Origin of the sequence: Paraburkholderia caledonica, from assembly GCF_000383275.1 — a bacterium.
GTDB lineage: Bacteria > Pseudomonadota > Gammaproteobacteria > Burkholderiales > Burkholderiaceae > Paraburkholderia > Paraburkholderia caledonica.
In genome coordinates, this window is sequence record NZ_KB911038.1 from 259,989 (window position 1) to 284,131 (window position 24,143).

General features: G+C 61.7%; 18 protein-coding genes. 8 read left to right on the forward strand and 10 right to left on the reverse strand.

Annotated features, from left to right (window positions below; translation table 11 throughout):
• Positions 1 to 13 precede the first annotated feature (13 nt).
• Entirely contained in the window at positions 14 to 346 is a 333-nt protein-coding gene (locus H281_RS0116565; RefSeq protein WP_020068254.1) for a hypothetical protein, read from the reverse strand.
• Positions 347 to 652: 306 nt separating this feature from the next.
• Complete coding sequence (locus tag H281_RS0116570; RefSeq protein ID WP_020068255.1) at positions 653 to 2,536, reverse strand: bifunctional sugar phosphate isomerase/epimerase/4-hydroxyphenylpyruvate dioxygenase family protein; 1,884 nt, start codon at positions 2,534 to 2,536, stop codon at positions 653 to 655.
• A 463-nt stretch (positions 2,537 to 2,999) separates the two neighbouring features.
• Here H281_RS0116570 and aroQ point away from each other — a divergent pair, with 463 nt between their 5' ends.
• Genes aroQ through H281_RS0116585 form a run of 3 tightly spaced genes read left to right on the forward strand, consistent with a single transcriptional unit; the run spans position 3,000 to position 5,780 of the window.
• A complete protein-coding gene (gene aroQ / locus H281_RS0116575) occupies positions 3,000 to 3,455 on the forward strand; it encodes a type II 3-dehydroquinate dehydratase (RefSeq protein ID WP_020068256.1) in 456 nt (151 codons plus the stop codon).
• Entirely contained in the window at positions 3,452 to 4,354 is a 903-nt protein-coding gene (locus tag H281_RS0116580) for a shikimate dehydrogenase (protein WP_020068257.1), read from the forward strand. Before aroQ ends, H281_RS0116580 begins: the two co-directional genes overlap by 4 nt.
• Before the next feature lie 58 nt (positions 4,355 to 4,412).
• Entirely contained in the window at positions 4,413 to 5,780 is a 1,368-nt protein-coding gene (locus tag H281_RS0116585) for an MFS transporter (RefSeq protein WP_020068258.1), read from the forward strand.
• An 89-nt stretch (positions 5,781 to 5,869) separates the two neighbouring features.
• On the opposite strand, the gene H281_RS0116590 is transcribed toward H281_RS0116585, so the two are convergent.
• The 3 genes from H281_RS0116590 to H281_RS0116600 all read right to left on the reverse strand — a co-directional run bounded on the left by H281_RS0116590 (position 5,870) and on the right by H281_RS0116600 (position 9,099).
• Complete coding sequence (locus H281_RS0116590; protein ID WP_020068259.1) at positions 5,870 to 6,580, reverse strand: TetR family transcriptional regulator; 711 nt, start codon at positions 6,578 to 6,580, stop codon at positions 5,870 to 5,872.
• 224 nt (positions 6,581 to 6,804) lie between these two features.
• Positions 6,805 to 8,094: an NAD(P)/FAD-dependent oxidoreductase gene (locus H281_RS0116595; protein ID WP_020068260.1), complete on the reverse strand. Its 1,290-nt coding sequence runs from the start codon at positions 8,092 to 8,094 to the stop codon at positions 6,805 to 6,807.
• 72 nt (positions 8,095 to 8,166) lie between these two features.
• Positions 8,167 to 9,099 carry a dihydrodipicolinate synthase family protein gene (locus H281_RS0116600; RefSeq protein WP_027804670.1) on the reverse strand — a complete coding sequence of 311 codons (933 nt, stop codon included), beginning with the start codon at positions 9,097 to 9,099 and terminating at the stop codon, positions 8,167 to 8,169.
• Positions 9,100 to 9,317: 218 nt separating this feature from the next.
• Between H281_RS0116600 and H281_RS34705 the strand changes: the two genes are divergently transcribed.
• Positions 9,318 to 10,367, forward strand: coding sequence for a LysR family transcriptional regulator (locus H281_RS34705; RefSeq protein WP_033379583.1), 1,050 nt, complete (start codon positions 9,318 to 9,320; stop codon positions 10,365 to 10,367).
• A 192-nt stretch (positions 10,368 to 10,559) separates the two neighbouring features.
• The gene (locus H281_RS0116610) at positions 10,560 to 13,646 is read left to right on the forward strand and encodes a transglycosylase domain-containing protein (protein WP_020068263.1); all 3,087 of its coding nucleotides are present in this window, start codon (positions 10,560 to 10,562) and stop codon (positions 13,644 to 13,646) included.
• A gap of 21 nt (positions 13,647 to 13,667) precedes the next feature.
• Here H281_RS0116610 and H281_RS0116615 read toward each other — a convergent pair whose 3' ends face one another.
• The 5 genes from H281_RS0116615 to H281_RS0116635 all read right to left on the reverse strand — a co-directional run bounded on the left by H281_RS0116615 (position 13,668) and on the right by H281_RS0116635 (position 19,320).
• Positions 13,668 to 14,894, reverse strand: a complete 1,227-nt coding sequence (locus tag H281_RS0116615) for an ROK family transcriptional regulator (protein ID WP_027804671.1) — start codon at positions 14,892 to 14,894, stop codon at positions 13,668 to 13,670.
• Between the two features lie 30 nt (positions 14,895 to 14,924).
• On the reverse strand, positions 14,925 to 15,722 hold the full coding sequence (locus tag H281_RS0116620) for an ATP-binding cassette domain-containing protein (protein ID WP_020068265.1): 798 nt from the start codon (positions 15,720 to 15,722) through the stop codon (positions 14,925 to 14,927).
• A 73-nt stretch (positions 15,723 to 15,795) separates the two neighbouring features.
• Positions 15,796 to 16,782: an ABC transporter permease gene (locus H281_RS0116625; RefSeq protein WP_020068266.1), complete on the reverse strand. Its 987-nt coding sequence runs from the start codon at positions 16,780 to 16,782 to the stop codon at positions 15,796 to 15,798.
• An 87-nt stretch (positions 16,783 to 16,869) separates the two neighbouring features.
• Positions 16,870 to 17,874, reverse strand: coding sequence for a sugar ABC transporter substrate-binding protein (locus H281_RS0116630; RefSeq protein WP_020068267.1), 1,005 nt, complete (start codon positions 17,872 to 17,874; stop codon positions 16,870 to 16,872).
• A 414-nt stretch (positions 17,875 to 18,288) separates the two neighbouring features.
• Positions 18,289 to 19,320 carry a LacI family DNA-binding transcriptional regulator gene (locus tag H281_RS0116635; protein WP_020068268.1) on the reverse strand — a complete coding sequence of 344 codons (1,032 nt, stop codon included), beginning with the start codon at positions 19,318 to 19,320 and terminating at the stop codon, positions 18,289 to 18,291.
• A gap of 191 nt (positions 19,321 to 19,511) precedes the next feature.
• Here H281_RS0116635 and H281_RS0116640 point away from each other — a divergent pair, with 191 nt between their 5' ends.
• From H281_RS0116640 to H281_RS0116650, 3 genes are all read left to right on the forward strand, one after another.
• Entirely contained in the window at positions 19,512 to 20,663 is a 1,152-nt protein-coding gene (locus H281_RS0116640) for an ABC transporter ATP-binding protein (RefSeq protein WP_020068269.1), read from the forward strand.
• A gap of 11 nt (positions 20,664 to 20,674) precedes the next feature.
• Positions 20,675 to 22,660 carry a beta-galactosidase gene (locus tag H281_RS0116645; RefSeq protein ID WP_027804672.1) on the forward strand — a complete coding sequence of 662 codons (1,986 nt, stop codon included), beginning with the start codon at positions 20,675 to 20,677 and terminating at the stop codon, positions 22,658 to 22,660.
• 88 nt (positions 22,661 to 22,748) lie between these two features.
• Positions 22,749 to 24,002, forward strand: coding sequence for an ABC transporter substrate-binding protein (locus tag H281_RS0116650; RefSeq protein ID WP_020068271.1), 1,254 nt, complete (start codon positions 22,749 to 22,751; stop codon positions 24,000 to 24,002).
• The last annotated feature ends 141 nt before the right edge of the window (positions 24,003 to 24,143 follow it).

Here is a 24,143-nt window from a genome sequence, read left to right on the forward strand (position 1 = left end):
GGGCAACCCCGGCTTACGGCGCGCAGGTTTTTCCCGCCGTTTCGATCCACAGATTGTTCACGTGGCGCTTGCCCGCATAGAAACGGTAAGTGGTCGCCCCGTTGTCGCTGCGCACCTTGATGATGTTCGAATCGCCGAAGTCCAGCATCTGGCCTTGCGGAATCGACGTGGATTTGAACGCGGCATTATGATTCGACGCCAACTGCGTCAGGCAGGCGATGACATCGTTGACCGAGCGCTGCGTATTGGTGTCCGTGACCGGCTCGCCGGCATCCGGGTTCTTCTGAAAGTAGGCGCAAGCGCTGAGAAGCACGGGAACTGACAGGACTACGGCAAACTTCTTCATATCTCTCCTGGCGTTTCATTCGGCTGACGGTGGCCGCGGGTTCGAGCTAAAGGCGTCGCGAGCGCTGCTATCGCGTAGCCGCCGCCCTAGCCGACCTGCTTGAACCGCCCGACCCGAGTACCGACGCGGCCGCGCGGCGCGGACCGCGACTTAAGGCGCCATTATATCGGGCGTAGGGCGTACTCCCGCGGATGCCGCACGACGCGTGCCCGCGCCGTCACGTTTCTCAAGGCGGCCGATGCGACGCGACTTGCCGTGAATCTCGATTGGCGTTCCCGGTCCACGCAAGGCGCCGGCGAGCGCCGCCTACTTGCGCCGCTGCGCTTGCGCGGCGAGCCGCACCGCCGCGTTGCTTGCACCGTAGCCGTCGTAACCGCCGCGCCGCTCGACGATCTCCATGAAGAAGCGCTGATCGAGCTGTTCCGTGTAAGCGTGGAAAAACTCGCCGCCGCGTTCATCGCGGTCATAGAGGATATTGTGCTCGCGCAGCGCTTCCAGCATGTCGTCGGGCAGTTCGTAGCGGGCGGCGAGATCCTCGTAGTAATTACGCGGGATGCGCAGCACCGGCAAGCCATCGGCGACGAATTCCGGAATCGCGCTGAAGATGTCGCTCGTGCTGAATGCAACGTGATTTAAACCGGAGCCGTGATAGGTATGCAGCGCCTCGGCCACCGCCGTGTGGTGATCGACTGAAGCGTTCAGCACCACTCGGACCGAGCCGTCGCGGCTGCGCAGCGCGCGGCTGCGAACAAGGCCGTAAGGATCGGGCACGAGCACGCCCGGCTCCGCCTGAAAGCCGAAGGCGGTGCGCAGAAACAGCACCCACGTATCGAGCGAATTCGCCGGCACGGCGAGGCACACATGATCGATGCGGGTCAACGGCCCGACTTCGAACGGGCCGTTGACGTCCGTGAGAACGAAGTCGGCTTCGAACAACGTGGGCTGATCGGGTGTTTCGTCGACGAAATAATTCAGGCTGCCGTCTGGCGCCTGCACGGCCGGAAGCACGCGTTCGTTAGGGCCGATCTGACCGGAAAACGGCGCGTAGCCGAAGCCGGCGGCGCGCTCGAAAGCCTGATTCGCGTCATTCACCCGAAACGCCGACGCGCACAGCGACAAGCCGTGCTGCTGGAAGAACGCATTGGCGAACGAATCCGGTTCCGCGTTCAGCACGATCGAAGCGGCACCGTGCTGATACAGCGTCACATCTTTCGAACGATGCTGGCCTGCCTGGCGAAAGCGCAGCTTGCCGAGCCAGTCGGCGAGATGCGCGCGTGTGGTGTCGTCAACGGCGAATTCCAGAAACTGATAGCCGACGTGCGCGGGAGCCGCGGGCGATTCGTACAGCTCGCCGACCGGCTGGCGCGCGGCTTGCAGCAACGCACGCGTCTGTTCTTCCAGGAACAGCAACGAGCGATGCCCGTCCGCAGCCGTGATGTTGGTGGGCGCGGCGCGAAAGCCGTCGTTGAATATCTCCAGCGAAAGCGGGCCCTTGTAGCCCGTCTTGACGACTTGCGCGGTGAAGTTGGCTACGTCGAAATCGCCCTGGCCCGGAAAGCAGCGGTAATGGCGGCTCCATTCCAGCACGTCCATGGCGAGCTTGGGTGCGTCCGCGATCTGCACGAACGCGATGCGCTCGCCTGGAATGTCGGCGATTGCGTCCACCGCATCGTTGAGCGACAACGTGTGAAAGCTGTCGAGCACGAGTCCGAGATTGCGGTGATTTACCGCGTTCACGAGCTTCCACGCGTGCCGGTACGTCTTGACGTGCCGGCCCCACGCGAGCGCTTCATAACCGGCGACGACGCCCGCCGCCTCTGCAGCTTCCGCGAGCGCGCCGAGCTGGTCGGTCATTAGCGCATCGTCGCAGATGGTGTCCGGCGACACGTTGCTGCATACGAGAATGCGGTCCGTGCCCAGTTCATGCATCACGTCGAATTTGCGTTTTGCGCGGTCCAGATTGCGCGCGAGACGCTCAGGGCTTACGCCGTCGAAATCGCGGAACGGCTGAAACAGCATGATTTTCAGCCCGAGATCTTCGGCGATACGCCGCACGTCGGCGGGCGAACCATCGAAATAGAGCAGGTCGTTTTCGAAGATCTCGACGCCCTCGAAGCCGGCCGCCTGGATCGCGGTGAGCTTCTCTACGAGGGTGCCGCTGATCGAGACGGTGGCAATCGAACGTTGCATGAACAGCTCCTGCAAAAACAGTCGGACGGAGATTGCGAGCGCGCGCCATTGAAGCCTACGCGCCCGGCCACTGCCATGTTGCGGCGCGCAAAATGGGCTAGTTCGTTACTCGTGAAGCAAGCGACAGGCCGCAACTGTCCATAGTAAGCGCATTTTTCGATAGTCTATACAAACTAACTAGATGGTACAAATTCGTATAAACCCCGAATGACGGAGAGGGCTCATGCGAGCACACTTCGCTTTACGTTGAGGAGCGTTTTGCGCTTGTCGCGATCCGCTTCATTGTTCGAGTTTGTTGCAACTGCGTTGGATGGGGCGAGAGTAAGCGCTGAAGCGCTAACTCCCGTCGACAGCTTTGCATGGGACTGGAGTAAGCGCTAAAGCGCTAACTCCAGTCGACAGCTTTGCATGGGGCAAGAGTAAGCGCTAAAGCGCTAACTCTTGCCGACAGGAGATCGATGTCATGAGTTTTGCTTCCGTACTGGTCCTCAATGGACCCAACCTCAACCTGCTCGGCACCCGCGAGCCGGCCATCTATGGCGCCGAAACGCTCGACGATGTCGCGAAACTCTGCCGCGATGCCGGTGAACGCCTCGATCTTTCAATCGACTTCTGCCAGTCGAACGCCGAGCATCAACTGATTGACTGGCTACACGCAGCGCGCACCAAGGTCGACGGCATCGTCATCAATCCCGCTGCATACACGCACACGTCGGTGGCCATCGCCGACGCGCTCAGCGCAATCGAAAAGCCCGTCATCGAAGTGCATATTTCAAACGTGCATCGACGTGAACCGTTCCGTCATCACTCGTATGTGTCTGCGGTGGCGGATGCAATCATCGTCGGGTGCGGCACGCAAGGCTACGTGCTCGCGCTGGAGCGAATGGCCACCATCCTCAAGAATAGGGCGGCGAAATGAACGTGCCAATGAATGAACAAGCGAATGCAAAAACGAGCGCACGGGCCAGTGCAAATTCTTATCTGGTCGGTCTGATCGGATCGGGCATCGGCGGCTCGCTGAGTCCCGCGATGCACGAGGAAGAGGGCAGCAAGCTCGGCTTGCATTACGTGTACCGCCGAATCGATCTGGAAGCGTTGAAGCTCGATGTAGCAGCGCTGCCCGATCTGCTGGTCGCGGCCGAGCGCATGGGCTACAACGGTTTGAACATAACGTATCCGTGCAAGCAGGCCGTCATTCCGCTACTCGACGAATTGTCCGACGACGCCCGTGCGCTGGGCGCAGTCAACACCGTGCTTTTCAAGGACGGCAAACGGATCGGGCACAACACGGACTGGTCCGGTTTTGCCCGCGCGTTCCGCCGCGGTTTGCCGGACGTGGCGCTTGACCGGGTGGTGCAACTGGGCGCGGGCGGCGCGGGCGCTGCGGTCGCTCACGCAGCCCTCGCCATGGGCACACAAACGCTCACGCTGTTCGACGTCGACGCCGCTCGTGCCGCGTCGCTCGCTGCCGAGTTGCAAAAGCGCTTTGCGGATCGGACGGTCACTGCTGGCACGTCGCTCGGAGAGACGCTCGCGGCCGCCAACGGCCTGATTCACGCAACGCCGACCGGCATGGCCAAATTGCCGGGACTGCCTTTGCCCGCGGAATTGCTGCATAGCGGTCTGTGGGTGGCCGACATCGTCTATTTCCCGATTCGCACCGCGCTGTTGCAGGCAGCTGAAGCTCTCGGCTGCCGCACGCTGAGCGGCGGCGGCATGGCGGTGTACCAGGCCGTCGACGCAATGCGCATTTTCACCGGGCTCGAACCGGACGCCGAACGCGTCTACACGCATTTCCAGTCGTTGCTGGAACGCTAACCGGTAGCGCACACCGGCAAACGACGATAGATGATCAATGAGAGGAGACTACAACCCCATGCCGCAATCGACTCAAACCAGACCGGCCGACGTGACGCGTCAGGCCGGCGCAAGCACCACTGCCAGCACCGCGCGACGCTCCAACGCCCGTTACCAGATACTGGGGTTGCTGGCCGTCGGCACGATGATCAACTATCTCGACCGCACGGTACTCGGCATTGCCGCGCCGCAGCTGACCAAAGAACTCGGCATCAACGCTGCAATGATGGGGCTGCTGTTCTCGGTGTTCTCGTGGAGCTACGTTGCTTCTCAGATTCCGGGCGGCCTCTTCCTGGACCGTTTCGGCAGCAAGCTCACTTACTTCCTCTCGATGACTTTCTGGTCCCTGTGCACGCTCGCGCAAGGGCTCGTGCACGGCATTGCCGGACTGTTCGTGTTTCGCCTCGGTCTCGGCGTGTCGGAAGCGCCGTGTTTCCCGACCAATAGCCGCGTGGTCGCGACGTGGTTCCCGCAGAGCGAACGCGCGATGGCGACTGGCACCTACACTGTCGGCGAATATATCGGCCTCGCGTTTTTCAGCCCGTTCCTGTTCATGCTGATGGGCGCATTCGGCTGGCGTTCGCTGTTTTACGTGGTGGGCGGCGTGGGTATCGTGTTCGGTGTGATCTGGTGGCTCATGTATCGCGAGCCGCGAGATCATCCGTCGGCGAATCAGGCGGAGCTCGACTATATCGAGGCTGGTGGCGGTCTCACGCACCGTCACAAGGATGGCGGCGCTGCTGCCGCGCCCGCGAAAGGCGGCTTTGAATGGCGCACCATTGGCCGCCTGCTCAAGCACCGTCAATTGACGGGTATCTGTCTTGGTCAGTTCGCCGGCAACTCGACGCTCGTGTTCTTTCTCACGTGGTTCCCGACTTACCTCGCCACCGAACGTCATATGGGCTGGCTGAAGATCGGCTTTTTCGCGATCATGCCGTTCATCGCGGCGTCGATTGGCGTGATGTTCGGCGGGCTCTTCTCCGACTGGCTGCTGCGCCGCGGCAAGTCCGCCAACGTCGCGCGCAAGCTGCCGATTATCGCCGGCCTGTTGCTGGCCTCGACGATCATTCTGGCCAATTATGTGGAGAGCAACGTCGCGGTGATCGCAATCCTGTCGGTCGCATTCTTCGCGCAAGGCATGGCTGCGCTCGGCTGGACGCTGGTGTCCGATATCGCGCCCGAAGGACTGCTCGGCGTGACCGGCGGCATCTTCAACTTCGCCGCGAATCTGGCCGGCATCGTGACGCCGCTCGTGGTCGGCTTTATCGTCGCGGCGACCGGGTCGTTTGTCGGCGCGCTCGTGTTCATCGGCGTGATTGCGTTGATTGGCGCGCTGTCGTACATCTTTATCGTCGGCGATATCAAGCGGATCGTGCTGGTGGATTGAGCACCCGTTCGACTGCGAAAAAAAAGGGACGTGGCGCAGGCCACGTCCCTTTTTTCATTCGTCCGTGAAAGTGGACTATAAGAGGCTCGTCAATTTTCCTTGCGAACGAAGCGCAGCACCGCATCGACGATCATTGCGCGATGACGCGCGCGCAATCTGGGATGTGACGGATCGCGCCCAAATGCCGTGCCGAACGTATGACGATTGCCGACGCGATGAAAGCACAGTGAGCTGATCAGCAGATGCAGGTCGATCGGGTCGACGTCGCTGCGAAACTTGCCCGCCGCGATGCCGCGCGCGAGCAGGTCTTCGATTGTATGAATGACGGTGACGTTGCGGCCTTTGAAGCTCTTCACCTGCTCGACATACTTTGCGCCGTTGATGTTCTCGATCGTGACGAGGCGCACGAAATCCCGCTGGCGGTCGTGATAGTCGAACGTAAATTCGACCAGCGCACGCATGCCCTCGACCGGGTCGAGCTCGCTGACATGCAGATCCTGTTCGAGCTCGCGAATGTCGCCGTACACCTTCTCCAGCACCGCCTGGTACAACCCTTCCTTGCTGCCGAAGTAGTAGTACAGCATGCGCTTGGTGGTGTTGGTGCGCTCCGCGATTGCATCGACGCGCGCACCCGTCAGCCCCATCGCGGAGAACTCCTGGGTCGCGACGTCGAGGATATTGCGCTTCGTCTGCTCGGGATCGTACTTGCGGCGGGCGTCGCTACGTCGGGCGTCTTTGCGCGGCGCGTCGGACGGGATGCCGTTGGTATCGGGCTCGGCGGCCTTGCTTCCCTTTTTCATTGTGTATTCGAGCGGCAGTGACCGCGCATTCTAGCATGGCGAAAATGGCCTCTGGCGCGGGGTTTTTACGCGAAACGGGCGGCATATCGCAGCGGTCTGGCAGCGTTTCGGGCACATGAGCGGAAGCCGCCTGCATCGACGTGCCGCTGCCTCGGCACACCGCACCGGCAACGCATTAAGCTGTGCAGACATAGCCGCGCGTTTGCAGCCCGCGCGATGTGTTTTCAGACGGAGTGGCGCGCCCGCGTGCGGCGCGCGGCGAATACGTCGCGCGTTTGCATCGCGGTGTACGTGAGTTGAGCGGCGGCGAGACCGAGCGCGCCATAAGCAGGCGTGAGGCCAAACGCGGCGAATGCCTCCGGAACCGCACGCTCGCCTGCAATCGCCGCGGCCAGCAGTTCGCCGGACACGGTGGTCGGTGCCATGCCATGTCCGCCAAAGCCGACCGCATGCCAGACGCCGTCCGCGGTGCGGCCGATCTGCGGCATCTTGTGACGCGCGTAGCTCATGAGGCCACCCCACGCGTAGTCCACGCGCACGTCGTGCAATTGCGGATACACCTTCAGCAGATCGCGCCGCAGTAATCGGGCGATGACTTCCGGCGCGCGGTCGCGCACCGAGATGCGTCCGCCCCAGAGAATGCGCGTGTCGGGCAGAGGCCGGTAGTAGTCGAACGCGAAACGCGTGTCGTAGACGGCCGCGCGCGTGTCGATCGCATCGTGCAGCCGCGCGCCGAGGGGCTCGGTCGCCATCACATAGGTGGCGATGGGCAGTACCGCGCGCTCCACCTTCGCGTAGACGTTGCGCGCGTACCCGCCGCCCGCCATCACGACGTGCCGCGCGTCGATGACGCCTTGCGGCGTGCGCAGGACGAAGCCCGCACCGTCGCGCTGCAAATGCACGACGGGCGACTGCTCATGAATCCGCACGCCGGCGCTGACCGCTGCCTGTGCCACGCCAAGCACGTATTTCAGCGGATGAAAGTGAAACGCGTTGCGCTCGTACAGGCCGCCGTGATAGCGGCGCGTTTTCAACTGGCGCGCCAGATGTTCGGCTGCCACCGGTTCCCAGTCGACGCCGAATGATTCGAGCATGAGACGACGCTGAGCTTCTAGCCGCGCAGGTTCGTCGAACCAGTTCGCGAGAATTACGCCGGCGTCGGTGACATCGCAATCTATGCGGTAACGCGCGATGCGGGCCCGCATCAGATCGACGGCGTCGGTGGTAAGCGCATATAGCTCGCGCGCGCGAGACGCGCCGAGCGTTTTCAGCAGGTCGGCACAATCGAGGCTGTAGCCACCGAAGACAAAGCCGCCGTTGCGTCCCGATGCGCCGTAACCGACCTGCCGCGCCTCGAGTACCGCGACGTTCTTCACGCCTCGCTCAACGAGCCCTAGCGCCGTCGACAGCCCCGCAAGTCCGCCGCCGACAATGCAAACGTCCGCGCTATGTTGGCCGACGAGCGGCGCATAGGCGGACGGGCGTGTAACAGTGGCTTCGTAGAAACTTTCCATGGCGGCTAGCGTAGCGGCAATCGCATGTCCGCGTCCAGCCGCGCCGCTTCTTCTATGGCGCCGATATCGCTTCTAGTGAGCCCAGCGCAGCACCAGCGGATCGAGCCGTCGCGCGATTTTGAGCAGTCCCTCACGCGTGGCCGGGTGCATTGCCGGCAATGGATGACGTACTGCGTCGGAGCGAATCACGCCGCCTTCCTTCATCAACGCCTTGCACGATGCGAGGCCGCCCTGGCGGTTCTCGTAGTTGATCAGCGGCAGCCACTGCTGATAGTGAGCGGCGGCTGCTTCGGTGTCGCCTGCAGCATAGGCGTCGACGATCAGCCGGATACCGTCGGCATAGCCGCCGCCCGTCATCGAACCGGTTGCGCCTGCATCGAGATCGGCCATCAGCGTGATTGCTTCCTCACCGTCCCACGGTCCCACGATCGCGTCGCCGCCCAACTGAATGAGCTCGCGCAGCTTGTTCGCCGCTTGCGGCACTTCGATCTTGAAGTACGACACGTGTTCGATCTCATTGGCCATACGGGCGAGAAACGGAGCGGACAACGGCGTACCGCTGACCGGCGCGTCCTGAATCATGATCGGGATATCGATCGCGTCGGACACCGTGCGGTAGAACTCTTCAATGCCGCGCTCGCCGATACGAATCGTTGCGCCGTGATAGGGCGGCATGATCATGACCATTGCGGCGCCCGCTGCCTGCGCGCGGCGGCTGCGTTCCGCGCATTGATGCGAACTGAAATGCGTGGTCGTGACGATAACGGGTACGCGGCCCGCCACATGTTCGAGCACGACATGCATCAGCGTCTCGCGCTCTTCGTCGGAAAGGGCGAACTGTTCCGAGAAGTTCGCGAGAATGCACAAACCGTTCGAGCCCGCGTCGATCATGAAGTCAATGCAGCGCTTCTGGCCTTCCAGGTCGAGCTGGCCGGCGTCGTCGAAAATGGTGGGCGCAACGGGGAACACGCCGCGCATTGCCGCGGGATTAACGGGTCGATTCATGATATGGGCGCTTTGGAATGTGATGAGGCGGTGGAAGTGTCTCTGTCGGTCGCGATTCGCGCTTCAAGTGCTTCAAGTGCTTCAAGTGCTTCAAGTGCGTGAAGTGCGTTAAGCGGTCTCATGGTGCTTATTGCCGCCGACTATACGACTGCGCGGCACGCAGGTATATTGAATTGTTTCCATCTCGTGATCGCTTTTACGACTCACCCGCCGTCTTCATGAAAAATACGTTGAATGTTCTGCTGGGCAAACTGCGCATGAAGCAACTCCAGTTGCTGATCGCGCTCGACGACCAGAAGTCGTTGCATAAAGCGGCAGGCATGATGTCCATGACACAATCGGCCGCAAGCAAAGCGTTGCAGGAACTCGAATCAATGTTCGAAGCGCCGCTTTTCGAGCGCACGAAAAGCGGCATGATCCCGAACCAGCTCGGGCATTGCGTGATCCGCTACGCGCGCCTCGTGGCGACGGATCTCGCCGCGCTATGTCAGGACGTTGCCGAAATTCGGTCGGGGCACGGCGGGCGCCTTGCGATCGGCGCGATCATGGGCGCGATTCCCGAATGCGTGATTCCGGCCATCAACCAGTTGCATGCGCGGCAGCCGAACCTTTCTATCGAAGTGGTGGAAAACACGAGCGCGCGCATGCTCGCCCAACTCGACGACGGCCGCCTGGATCTCGTGATCGGCCGAGCCGCCGTGGCTGCGGATCCGTCGAAATACCAGTATCGTCCGCTCGCCGACGAGCCGTTGTCCGTCGTGGTCGGGTACGGTCATCCGGCGCTGCCGCGAAAGAATGTGCAGCTGAGCGACCTCGCGGATCACCGTTGGGTGGTGTATCCGTCGCATATGCCGCTGCACGCGCTGCTCGAACGGGAAATGGATCTTGCGGGGCTGGCCATGCCGGACAACCCGATCTCCACTGCATCCACTTTTGTGACTGTCGCCCTGCTGCAAAGCAGTGCGGATCTGGTGTCGTTGTTGCCGACCGCCATTGCTGACATGTTTATTCGGCAAAAAATGCTGCGCCGCGTGCCGGTTGCGCTCAAGTCGCCTTCGCAAACGTTCGGCGTCGTGACGCGTAAAGGCGGCGTGCTGTCGCCGCCTGCGGAGCGCTTCGTGGAATTGCTGCGGCAGCAGATGCAAGTAGAGGAGAACTTGCCGGAAAAAACCCGTCAGTCAAAACGCGCGCCCGGGTCGGCGTCTACCCTGACGCCAAAGCCGGGGCGCAAATTCGCTCATGCAACTGCGAAGCGAAAACTTGCCTGAGTCAGCGTTTTTTCAGAGCCCGACAAGACGTCGAATATCGCACGGCAATTCGCGCTTTGCTATGTTCTTGCGACGGGTGTTGTAGCGGCGACACTGGGGGTAAATCCGAACCAATTGCGCGTGTGCCCCCGCGCTACACTGCTTTGAGGGCGTCGGATTGAAAAGGCTGGCGCCCATTCGGGGAGAGCAGTCATGAATCGGCCATCGGTTCGATTTCCGCTTCGCGCCACCGGCACCGCTTCGGTGCGCAAGTGGTTCAAATGGGCGCTGGCGGCGGCGTTGTTGTTGGGATTGGCGTGGGTTGTGCGCCTGTGCGAACTTGAAATAGAAACTTCCCGACTGCAGGCCCACTACCTCTCCGAACTCACGCGTGACATCGCCTTCTCTGTAGACGACGGTCCGAGCCATTCCATCCGTTTTCCCGAGGCGGACAAAGGTCCGTACGACACCCGCCTCGGCTACGCATTGCTGCCGTCAATCCAGCAGCGCTTGCTGCAGCGCGGCTTCGAAGTCACCGCACAGGCGCGCGGTTCGGAGCGCATGCTTTCGATAGCAGATAGAAACCTTTTCTTGCCGTACGCCGAGAAGGACCAGGCCGGCTTGCAACTGTTCGACGGCACCGGCACACCGCTGTTTAGCGCGAGTTTTCCGGGGCGAGTGTACGACAGCTTCGAGGCGATTCCGCCTGTCATCGTCAACTCGCTTCTGTTTATTGAAGACCGTTATCTGCTCGATCCGAATCAACCTAACCGCAATCCGGCCATCGACTGGGGCCGCTTTAGCCGCGCGCTGGCCGATCAGGGCGCACGCGTATTCAACCATCACCAGGCGGCGCCCGGCGGCAGCACGCTCGCCACGCAGATCGAGAAATTCCGTCACTCGGCGGGCGGCCGCACCGCGACGCCGCCGGAGAAGCTGAGGCAGATTGCGTCCGCTTCGGTGCGTGCCTATCTGAACGGTCCGCAGACCATGCCTGCGCGTCGGCAGATCGTCATGCACTATCTGAATTCGGTTCCGCTTGCGGCGCAACCTGGCGTCGGTGAAATCAGCGGCATGGGCGACGGTCTCGCCGCGTGGTACGGACGCGATTTCGCGGATGTGAACCGCATACTGAACGCGCCTGCAACCACAGAGAACCTGCCGCAGCAAGGCGAGGCATTTCGCCAGGTGCTTTCTCTGATGATCGCCCAGCGCGCGCCGTCGTATTTCCTGCATCGCGGTTACCCCGAGCTTGAACGATTGACCGACAGTTATTTGCGGCTGCTCGCGAACGGCGGCGTGATTTCCGCCGCTTTGCGCGACGCGGCGCTTTCTGCCACGGTCGATTTGCACCGCGCGGGCAAACCCGCTCAAAACGCCGGCTCGTTCGTGTCGCGCAAAGCCGTCACGTCGATGCGCTCGAACCTGCTCGCAGCGCTCGGCATTCCGAGCTTTTACGAACTCGACCGGCTTGATCTGCAAGCCACCGGCACGCTCAACAACGCAGTGCAGCAGGCCGTGAGCGAACGGCTTGCCGCTGCCGCGACACGCGACGGCGCGAAGGCAGCGGGCCTTGTCGGCTTCGAAATGCTGCGCGCATCGGACGATCCGTCGAAAATCGCCTACAGCTTCACGCTATTCGAGCGGCGCGACGGAGCGAACCTCGTGCGCGTGCAAACGGACAGCGTGAACCAGCCGTTCGACATTAATTCGGGTGCACGTTTGAACCTCGGATCCACTGCAAAACTGCGTACTGTAGTGACGTATTTGCAGATCGTGTCCCAGCTGCATGCGCGTTACGCTGCTCGAAGCGCGGCGGAACTCAAAACCATCAAGGCGGATCCGAGCGATCAATTGACACGCTGGGCGCTGGACTATCTCTCGCACACCAAGGATCGCTCGCTTCAATCCATGCTCGACGCGGCCGTGGAGCGCAAGTACTCCGCGAGTCCCGGCGAAACCTTTTACACGGGTGGTGGCGCGCAAACCTTCAACAACTTCGAATCCGACGACAACGGTCGCATTCTTACTGTCCGTCGTGCGTTCCAGCATTCGGTGAATCTGGTGTTCGTGCGGCTGATGCGCGATATCGTCCACTACGAGATGGTGCAAACCACGGGACCGTCGTCGCAATGGCTCGGCGATCCGGCGATCCGCAAAATGTACTTGACGCGTTTCGCCGATCAGGAAAGCCGTGTGTACATGAATCGTTTCTACACGAAGTATCACGGCAAAACGCGAGAGCAGGCATTGGCGCTGTTGCTGCTCGGCGTGCGCAAGTCACCGCCCAAGATCGCGACGGTGCTGCGTAGCGTTGCGCCCGACGAATCCAACGCGTGGTTCAACGAGAAGATGCGCGCCGCGCTGAAAAATACGCCGGCCGCTTCGGTGCTCGACGACGAAGACCTCGCGAACCTTTACGCGAAGTACGCAATCGACCGCTTCAACCTGAACGATCGGGGCTATATATCGAGTGTGCATCCGCTCGAACTGTGGACGCTCAACTATCTGCGCGAACATCCGAACGCCACGCTCAGCGACATTCAGAACGCAAGCAGCGATGTGCGTCTGTCGACTTATTCGTGGCTCTTCAAGACGCGCTATCACGCAACGCAGGATCGCCGCATCAAACGCATGGTCGAGCTGCGCGCGTACGACACAATCGGCAAGTCGTGGCAGGCGCTCGGCTATCCGTTTGCAACGCTTACCCCTTCGTATGCCGCTGCGATCGGTGCGTCGGGTGACAGACCCGCAGCGCTTGCACAACTGATCGGCCTGATCGCAAACGACGGCAACAAGGTTCCGACCGAAAACCTGACGCAACTGGACTTCGCGAAAGACACGCCGTACGAAACGCATTTCCGTCGTGCGTCCGTCGCTCCGCAACAGCAACTTTCGCCTGAAATTGCGGGGATCGTGAAGGCCATGTTGCGCGATGTCGTGACGGGCGGCACGGCACGGCGTCTCGCGCAGGGCATGACATTCCCGGACGGCCGGACCATGGAGGTCTACGGCAAGACCGGTACGGGCGATCAGCGCTTTAACGTATTCGCCAAGGGCGCGCGCCTTATTGAATCGCGCAAGGTGAACCGCAGTGCGACGTTCGTATTCGCCATTGGCGACCGCTTTTACGGCACGCTGACCGCGTGGGTGCACGAACCTTACGCGGCGCACTATGAATTCACGAGTGCGCTTTCGGTGCAACTGCTGAAGTCGATGGCGCCCGCGTTGCAGCCCTTGCTCGAATCTGCGCCTGCAAAGACCGCTTCTATCTCTGTCGAGAAGGTCGTCGCGCAGTGAAGCGGCCGCGGTACGTCAACTTCAATATGCGGCTTCTGTCGCGGGTTTGAGAAATAGTTCGTGCACCGGCGCGAAGTGTGCGTAGAGCGGCAGAATTGCGCCGCCCATTGCACGCGCGTCGGCACCAATTGCGCCTTCCAATAGTTGCGGGCGCACCATGCCTTCCCATTCGAATCGGTCCAGCACGCGCTCGGTACGGCGAATGATTTCGCGCACCATTTGCCGGTCCAGTTCGCCGTCTATCACGACCGCTTCGAGGTCCAGCAACGCGGCGGCGCTGGTGAGCGCGTTGGCAATCGCAGGGCACGCGGTATCGAGCCATTCCTCGGTATGCCGCCACATTTCCGGCGACAGCGCGCGATGATCGTGCGCGGCGGCTGCCGGTTTTCCCGCGTCGCTCAACAGGCGTTCCAGTACGAAACCGGAGGCGGCGTGCAACAGTTGCCGCGCAGGTTTGCGCGCGCCGCCGTCGCGCAGCGGAATCGAGCCGACCGCGCCGGCGTTGTCGTGCGGCCCGCCGTGCAGGCGGCCGTCGATTACCAGGCCGCCGCCAATGAACGTGCCGACGAACAGGTACAGGAAGTTGTGAATGCCGCGCCCTTGGCCCATCACGAGTTCTGCAGCGCACGCGGCTGTCGTGTCCTTCGCGAATTCGACCGGCAGCCCCGTCATGGTCGCGATGCGCGAGCGCAAGTCGATCTCGTGCCATGCGTCTAGCGCGTCGGGCGGCGCGCCGAGAAAATCGCGCCAGCCGCCGAGCCACAACGGCGCAGCCACGCCCACGCCGACAACTTTGCTGGCGTTCGCGCCGAGCGCCTGATTCACGCGCGCGAGTTTGCTTTCGAGTGCGGGAAACAGCGTGCGCGGATCAGGGTACGGGTACTCGAACACATCGCGACATACCACGCGGCCGGCGAAATCCATCGCCAGTACGTCGAGACTGCGGCGGCCTACCTTGATGCCGATCGTGTACGCGCCGTCCGCGCGCAACGCAATCGGCACCGACGGCTGGCCGATCCTGCCGCGCACTCGAGCCTGCTTTTCCAGCAGACCATCGTCGATCAGACGATCGACGATCATCGATACGGTCTGCATCGAAAGACGCGTGAGACGACCCACGTCTGCCTTCGGCAACGGTCCATGCAGACGGATTGTCTGCAACACGATGCGCTCGTTGAATTGCCGCATGCCGACCTGATTGGAGCCGACCGTGCGTTTGAGGGGCGGGCGCATGCCTGTGGTATCCATGCTCATGAGCCCCTCAGCGATGTGATTGCATCATGCAATCGCCTTGACGTCGGCCTCTTTTGCGCCAGTCATGATCGCAACGGCCTCCGACATATGCACGTCTTTCGTATTGACGAGCGCGGCGCGGCGGCCGAGCCGCTGAATATGGATGCGGTCCGCCACTTCGAATACGTGCGGCATGTTATGGCTGATGAGAATCACCGGCAGCCCGCGGTCGCGCACGCGGCGAATCAGTTCGAGCACCATGTTGCCTTCCTTCACGCCGAGTGCTGCGGTGGGCTCGTCGAGAATCACCACATGCCGCGCGAACGCCGCGCTGCGCGCAACGGCAACGCCTTGACGCTGACCGCCGGAGAGCGTTTCGACCGCCTGACGCATCGAGCGAATGCCGATTTGCAGATCCTTCATATGAGCGGTCGCTTCTTCAAGCATGCGGCGTTTGTCGATCATCTTGAAGATCGAACCGCGCCAGCCGGGCTTGACCAACTCGCGCGCCAGAAACAGATTTTCGGCGATGCTCATAGCCGGCGCGACCGCCAGTTCCTGATACACGGTCTCGATGCCTTGCGCGCGGGCATCCAGCGGACTGCGGAATTTGACGGGCTTGCCGTCGAGCAGAATTTCGCCTTCGTCCGGCACCGTCGCGCCGGAAAGTGCCTTGATCAACGACGATTTCCCGGCGCCGTTGTCGCCGATCACTGCGAGAATCTCGCCGGGCAGCACTTCGAAGTCGCAGCCGTCGAGCGCGGTCACATTGCCATAACGTTTGACGAGGCCACGCGCCTGCAGAACGGGCAACGCGGCGGAAGCGGAAGTAGTTGTCGACATGACGGGCTCCTGTCGGCCTGAGTTAGCCAATGCGCTGACTCAGGCTCCATGCAATAAGGTTGCGATTGAATGCTCAACCGCGGCGATGAGAGAGTTTGTCCGCGGCCACCGCGAGAATCACCAGCATGCCGGTGATCAATACCTGGTAGACCGAAGAAACGCCGATCAGGGTCAAGCCGTTGCGGAACACGCCGACAATCAGCGCGCCGAGCAGCGTCCCGGAAATCGACCCGCGTCCGCCGAAGAGACTCGTGCCGCCGAGCACTACTGCCGTGATGCTATCGAGGTTCTCAGTTTGGCCTGCTTGCGGATCGCCCACGCCGGTGCGCGACACCGACAGCAACGCAGCAACGCCGTAAATGGCGCCGGCCAGTGTGTAGACGGTCAGCAGGATCTTCTGCGACGACAAACCCATCAGCCGCGCGGCCTCGGCGTTATTGCCGAGCGCATACAGATGGCGGCCGGGCACCGTGTCGCGCAACACGAACCACGTGGCCAGATACATCAGCAATGTGAGGACGGTGCCGTAGGTGACGTCGGCGGGTCCGAGCTTGAACGTGTTGCCGAAGAACATGATTGCGTCCGGCAGATTCGACACGCTTTCCGCATTCGAATAGATCTGCGTGAGCGCGAACGCAATGTTCAGCGTGCCGAGCGTGACGATGAACGCCGGCAATTTGATGCGCGTAATGAGTACACCGTTGAGAACGCCGAACAATGTGCTCGCGCCGATGCCGCACAGAATCGCGAGTGCGGGCGGCAGGCCCAACGTCACCGCGAACTTCGTCATGATGATGGAGCCGAACGCCATCACCATGCCGCAGGAGAGATCGATGCCGCCCGTCAGCACAATCAGCGTCTGGCCGATTGCGATCACCGCAACGACCATCGTCTGTTGAAGGATCAACGAGAGGTTCTGGAACGACAGGAAACGGCTGCTCTGCGAGATGAAGAAACCGCAAGCCAGCACGAGCGCTATGAGCGGCCCGACTTCGGCAAGCGACGGCAGACGGTCTGAGAAATGGCGCGGATGGCCCGCGGGAGCGGAAGGAGTCGACATGATGGATGTCCTCGAAACATGAGCGTGGCGTGCGCCGCGCGGCGAATCATCCGGCGGCCCGGCGAGCGGGCCGCCGTACAGTGCGTGTTACTTGTTGCCCCAGCAGTTGTCGAGGCCGAAGGTCGTGTCCTTGCTGTCGATGCCGGACATCGGCTTGTCCGTGATCAGCGTCACGCCCGTGTCCTGGTAGCCCGAAACCTTCTTGCCGGTCTTCGCGTAATCGACGCCTGCCGTTACGCCGAGCGCGGCCATCTTCAGCGGATACTGCTGCGAGGTCGCGGCGATCGAACCGGCCTTGACGTTGCGCACGCCCTCACAGCCGCCGTCGATCGAGACGATCATCACGCTCTTGTCCTTTCCCGCTGCCTTTAGCGCGCGATACGCGCCCGCAGCCGCCGGTTCGTTGATCGTGTAGACCACGTTGATATCCGGCGATTTCTGCAGGCAGTTTTCCATCGCCGTCTGGCCTTTGGCCTGATCGCCGCGGGTGTCCTGGCTGCATACGATCGAAGGGTCGCCTTGCTTTACGCCGAACCCTTCCAGAAAGCCGTTATGCCGCAGCACGCCCACCGAGACGCCGGGCGCGAGATCGAGAGTGGCGATCTTCGCGGGCTTGCCGTTCAACGCCGCCTTCGCGTATTTGCCGATCAGCACACCGGCTTTGAAGTTGTCGGTCGCGAAGAGGGCGTCCGTGGCGTCTTGAGGGTCAGTCGGCGTGTCGAGCGCGACCACCATCACGCCGGCGGCGCGCGCTTTCTTGATGCTCGGCACGATCGCCTTCGTATCGCTTGGCGTGATCAGAATCGCCTTCGCGCCAGCCGTCATCATGTTTTCGATTGCCGTCACCTGGCTCGCGTTGTCGCCGTCGAATCTGCCGGCTGCGGTAATCAGCTTGGCGCCGTCTTTCGACGCTGCCGCCTCCGCGCCTTGCTTCATCTTCACGAAGAACGGATTGGTGTCGGTCTTGGTGATGAGACCGACGACCGGCTGGTCGGCTGCCTGACTTGCGCTCGCGCACCAGACCGCCGACGCCGCGACGCACATCGAGACGATCTTCCTGGCGACAGGAAGCCTGCGGGAATTCAGATTCATGGGACGCTCCTCCGGTTATTGGCAATGACGTTCTTGGAACTGCTGGCGGTTGCACACGCGAACGCTGCGCGGGCGCAACCTGGAATGCGGCACGTCCGAGCGGTCGAAGTAGGACCGTGGACGCCGCCTAAATCACTTTGGTTGATTTAGTACAGCAGGCGGGGAGGGGCGCGTCAAGGAATCCCGTTGGACGGGGACCGAGCTTGACGCACCTTGGAAAGTCCGGGAAAGCCTTGTGCGGCGGGGGCTTTGGCGAGATGGTGCAGCGCAGCGCCGGGGCGGCCGGATTGGGGAAAGTCCTGGCTTCAGTGAAAGCAGGTAGAAAGGTGTTTCGTGCGTTTTGACTGCATCGAGGAGGGCGTGAGGGGCGCCCACGCGGCTCACGACGACGAGGTTTCCAGCTTCAATTCGCGTTCAGCGGGAGCGCGGCGTGCCAGTCGACGCACGCACCACGAGCTTCGGCGGCGACGAAATTCGCATCGGCACATTGGCCTCGCCGGGGCCGGCCTGTCCATACGACGATTCGATGAGTTCGCGCAGCAACGAAACCGCAAGCCCGGCGACTTCGACGGTCGGCACGGCGACAGTGGTCAATGCAGGCCGCGACTCGCGCGCGAGCTGGATGTCGGTGATGCCCATCACGGAAAGATCGGCTGGTACGGCGAGGCCGAGGTCGGCAGCGGCATGCATCGCGCCGAGCGCCGGCAGGTCGTTGGTCGCGAAAATCGCAGTGAGTTGCGGATCGGCCTCGAGCAACTCGCGCGCCGCGCTGTAGCCACCCTGGATCGTATCTGCAGCATGTTTGACGCGGTTTTTGCGGACCCCGGCCGCACGCAGCGCATCGACGAACCCTTCATAGCGGGCCGCGTGAATACCGGAAGCCTTGCTGCCGACAATCGCCCCTATCCGCCGATGTCCCAATTCGAGCAGATGCTTTCCGGCAAGCTCGCCGGCCAGACGAAAATCCACCGCAACGCAGGGCAGGCCCGGCGGCTCGTTGGGTCGCTCCCACATGCACAAAACCACAGGAGTGCCGCGCGATTCCGTCACGTGAAGGTCTGCGAACTGCAGGTTCGCGTTGGTCACGAGCACGCCCTCGGAAAGCGTGCCGGCTATCTGGTCGAGGTACGCGCGGCCCGTTAGCGGATCTTCGTTAGTATTGCAAATGATCACGAAATGCCCGCTGGTTCGCGCCGCGCGTTCGACGGCTAGCGCAAACTCGGGATAGAACGGATTGGCGATGCTCGACACCATCAAGGCGAGCGTCGGGGCGCGCCCTTCGGCGAGCGCGCGGGCGGCGAGGTGCGGCCGGTAGCCGAGCGCGTCGACGGCTTCGAGAACGCGTTGACGTGTGCTCTCGCCGACGCGCCCGCGATTGCGCAGCACATTCGATACGGTGGCAGGCGTGACGCCGGCATGGCGCGCGACTTCGCTAAGTGTGGGCATGTCTCTTCATTATTTGGGATGGCTGCCCGGCATTTGCATCGACGGGCAAGGCGCGGCACCATCTGTCGCACAGACAAAACGATAGCGGAGACAGGCAAGGCCCGACGATCGCACGCGATCGATTTTTTAGGCCCTGCTGATTAAGCGCTTAATCTCCGCCGTCGAGCCGATTAAATCACGGAGTCGAGACGATGGCGAGCATTTCGTTAAGAGGCGTGCAGAAAGCGTATGGCGACGGTGCGCCGGTGATTCGCGACGTCGATCTCGAGATCGGCGAGAACGAGTTCTGCGTTTTTCTCGGCCCTTCAGGCTGCGGCAAGTCTACGTTGCTGCGCATGATCGCAGGGCTCGAAGATCTCACCGACGGCGACCTGTTCATCGGCGGCAAGGTCATGAACGACGTGCCGGCGGCGCAGCGCGGCGTGGCGATGGTGTTTCAGAGCTACGCGCTCTTTCCGCACATGACCGTGTTCGAGAACATGGCATTCGGACTGAAGCTCGCCAAAACCCCAAAAGACGAGATCGACCGCAAGGTGCGCGAAGCCGCGCGCATTCTGCAACTGGAAGCGCTGCTCGAGCGCCGGCCGAAAGCACTGTCCGGCGGTCAACGTCAACGCGTTGCAATTGGCCGCGCGATTGTGCGCCAACCCGGCGTGTTTCTCTTCGACGAACCGCTCTCCAATCTCGACGCAACGCTGCGTGGCCAGACCCGCATCGAAATCGCGCGGCTGCACAAGCAGTTCGCGAAGGCGAGCGTGGTGTATGTGACGCACGATCAGATCGAGGCGATGACCCTCGCGGACAAGATCGTCTTGTTGCATGCCGGGAAAGACACCGAACGTTACGGCAGCATCGCGCAAATCGGTGCGCCGCTGGAGTTGTATCACCGACCCAGGAGCCGCTTCGTCGCGGGGTTCATCGGGTCGCCGCGCATGAACTTTCTGCCGGGACGTATCGCTTCTGTCGACGCGCAAGGCGTGGTAGTGACGCTCGATCACACGCACGAGAACGTCCGCGTGCCTGCGGATGGTGCCGCGTTGCAAGTCTCGCAAGCGGTGACGCTCGGCGTGCGTCCTGAACACCTTGAATTCGCCGACTTGTCCTCGTCTCACGACGACGCCGTTCTTTCGCGCACCGTCTCGCTCGTCGAACAGCTTGGCGAGCACAGCTATGTGCACCTCGATCAACCCGGCGGCGTCGCGCTCATCGCGAAAGCACCGGGCGATACGCGACTCGCACCAGGCGATCGCGCGAACCTGCGGGTACCGCGCCACGCCACTCATTTGTTCACCGAAGACGGCTTCGCCGCTCCTTCGCTTGAATCCGTCGAACACTACGCATAAAGGACATTCGGATGCGCCTTGGAGTCTGTTATTACCCGGAACACTGGCCCGAGTCGATGTGGGAAGACGACGCGCGCCGGATGAAAGCACTCGGTATCGAGCAGGTTCGAATCGCCGAGTTTGCGTGGAGCCGCATCGAGCCGACGCCTGGCGAATACGATTGGGCGTGGCTCGATCGCGCAATCGAAGTACTCGGCGCCGCAGGCTTGCAAGTCGTGATGTGCACGCCCACCGCGACACCTCCAAAGTGGCTGATCGACCGCCATCCGGACATCTTGCCGATTGGCGCGGATGGCCGACCGCGCGCGTTCGGCTCGCGCCGTCATTATGACTTCTCGTCGCCGTCGTATTTCTCGGCATCGCAGAAGATTTGCACTGCAATTGCCGAGCGTTACGGCAAACATCCGGCCGTTGCGTACTGGCAGACCGATAACGAGTTCGGCTGTCATCACACAGTCGTGAGTTATTCGCCCGCAGCAGTGGCGCGCTTTCGCGAGTGGCTAAAGGCACGCTACACAACAATCGACGAATTAAACCGCGCGTGGGGCACCGTGTTCTGGAGCATGGAGTACCGCAGCTTCGACGAGATCGACGCTCCGGTGGCGACTGTGACCGAGGCACATCCTTCGCATCGGCTCGATTACCGGCGCTTCGCGTCCGACGAAGTTGCGCGCTATAACCGCATGCAGGTCGAGATCATCCGTGCGCATTCGCCGGGGCGGCCGGTTGCGCACAACTTCATGCAGCTCTTTACCGAGTTCGATCACTACAAGGTCGCTGCCGATCTCGACGTTGCCGCTTGGGACAGTTATCCGCTCGGCGCGCTGGAAGAACAATGGTTCGCGCCCGATGTGAAAGCGCGCTGGCTGCGCAGCGGTCATCCGGATTTTGCATCGTTCAATCACGACGTATATCGCGGTATGTCGAAGCTGCCGTTCTGGGTGATGGAGCAACAACCGGGTCCGGTGAACTGGGCGCAGTGGAATCCGGCGCCATTGCCGGGCATGGTTCGGCTGTGGAGCTGGGAAGCGTTCGCGCACGGCGCGGGCTGCGTATCGTATTTCCGCTGGCGTCAGGCGCCGTTCGCGCAGGAGCAGATGCATGCGGGCCTGAACACGCCGGATAACCGGCTCGACGTCGGCGGTAGCGAGGCGGCACAGGTGGCGTCGGAAATTCGCACGGTGCTTGCGGCTAATGCGCATGCCGATGCCGCGGTCCGTTCGAAAGTGGCGCTCGTCTACGACTATGAAGCTAAGTGGCTGTTCGAGATCCATCCGCAGGGTGCGGACTTTCACTATCCGCGCTTCGCATTCGAGTACTACTCGGCATTGCGTGCGTTAGGTCTCGATGTCGATGTCGTGCCGGTCGACGCGTCGCTCGACGGCTACAGCCTGATCGTCGTGCCGCCGTTGCCGGTCGTGCCGGCGGATCTGGCCGCGCGTCTTGCCAGCTCGGGGGCGCAGGTGGTGCTTGGGCCGCGCACCGGTTCGAAGACTCAGGACTTGCAGATTCCCGCGAATCTGCCGCCGGGTGCGCTCGCCGATGTGTTGCCGCTGCGTGTCTGGCGCGTCGAATCGATGCGGCCTAATGTGACCGAGGCCGTGCGGCTTGCCGGTACGCAAGACGCGAGTGTTGAAGACGGCGTCGCGCGTCACTGGCGCGACTTCATCGAAAGCAAGGACACGAATTCTTTCGATGTACTGGCGCGTTTCGCCGACGGACAACCGGCGTATGTGCGTAGCGGTGCGTTCCATTACCTCGCCAGCTTGTTCGACGACGCGCTGACGACCCGGCTCTTCGAGCAGATCGCACAACGCGCCGGTGTCGAAACGGTGCGGCTCGGCGAGAGCGTCCGCATTAGCCGGTGCGGCGCGCTGACCTATGTGTTCAACTACGGCGACAACGCGCACACGATCACCGGTGCGGCAGATAACGCATTTGTGATCGGCTCAAGTACTGTCGAGCCACAAGGCGTGGCAGTGTATCGAGCCGGATGACAGTTGCGGGGAGCAGGACGATGTGCAAACCGGAATTCCATGCAGTAATGACAACGATGCAAAATCAGGAATAAAGGAGACAGGTAGCATGACAATGAAACCACGCAAGGTTCTGCTGGCACTCGCGGTCGCTGCGGCGGCTCTCGGAACGTCGGTTGTCAGCACTGCTCAGGCCGGCACGCTGACCGCGAATATCGCATTCAAGGGGGCGAGTCAGCGCGCGGTCTGGCAGTCTGTTGTCGATGAATTCAAGAAGGCACATCCCGGCATCGACGTGAAGGTGTCGTTTATCGACGAAGAAGCGTACAAAGTGCAATTGCCGGGTTGGCTCTCCACTGTCGCGCCCGATATCGTCAACTGGCATGACGGCGAGCGCATGGCGTATTACGCACAGCGCGGTCTTTTTGAAGACTTGAGCGGCGATTGGGCGAAGAACAGCTGGAACGACATGTATGCCTCGACGAAGGAAGCGTCGTCGTATAAGGGCAGGCAATATGCGGCGCCTACGGTGTATTACTCGTGGGGCATGTTCTATCGCAAGGATCTGTTCCAGAAGGCCGGCATCTCTGGTGAACCGAAAACGTGGGATCAGTTTCTCGACGACTGCAAGAAGCTGAAGGCCGCCGGCATTACGCCGATTGCCGTGGCGGGCCGCGATGCGTGGACGCTCGCCGGCTGGTTCGACTATCTCGATCTTCGCCTGAATGGCAATGCGTTTCATCAGAAGCTGATGGCGGGTGAAATTGCATACACCGATCCGCGTGTGAAGAAGGTCTATACGACGTGGAAGCAGTTGATCGACGCGGGTTATTTCATCGACAACTCCCTGTCGTACGATCTGGATTCGGTGCAGCCGTTCCTGTTCCAGGGCAAGGCCGCGATGATGCTGATGGGCACCTTCATCACCGCAGGCTTTCCGCCGAATGTGAAACCGGAGATGGGCTACTTCCAGTTCCCGATCATCGACGCCAATGTGCCGACCGCCGAAGACGGACCGGTCGAGTCGCTGCATATCCCGTCGAAGGCGAAGAACAAGGCGGACGCTCACACGTTCCTCGCGTTTGTCGAAACGCCTGAAATCGGCGCGAAGCTTGCTGCCGGTCTCGGGTCGCTGTCGGCTAATAGCAAGTCGCCGGAGCCGGAAGATCCGATCTCCAAGATCGGCTTCCAGATTCTTGCCAATACGAAAGGCGGCATTGCGCAGTTCTACGATCGCGACATGACGAAGGAAATGGCGGATGAAGGCATGAAGGGGATGCAGCAGTTCGTCTCCGATCCGTCGAAGCTGGACAGCGTGCTCGCGCAACTGGAGCAGACGCGCAAGCGCATTTACAAGAAGTAGTGGGCGGTGGCGGCCGTTGAGGCGCCTTTCGGGGTGTCTGGACGGCGACTTTGCACGGGACCGGAGTAAGTGCTGAAGCACTAACTCTGGTCGACCGCTTTGCATGGGACCAGAGTAAGTGCTAAAGCACTAACTCTGGTC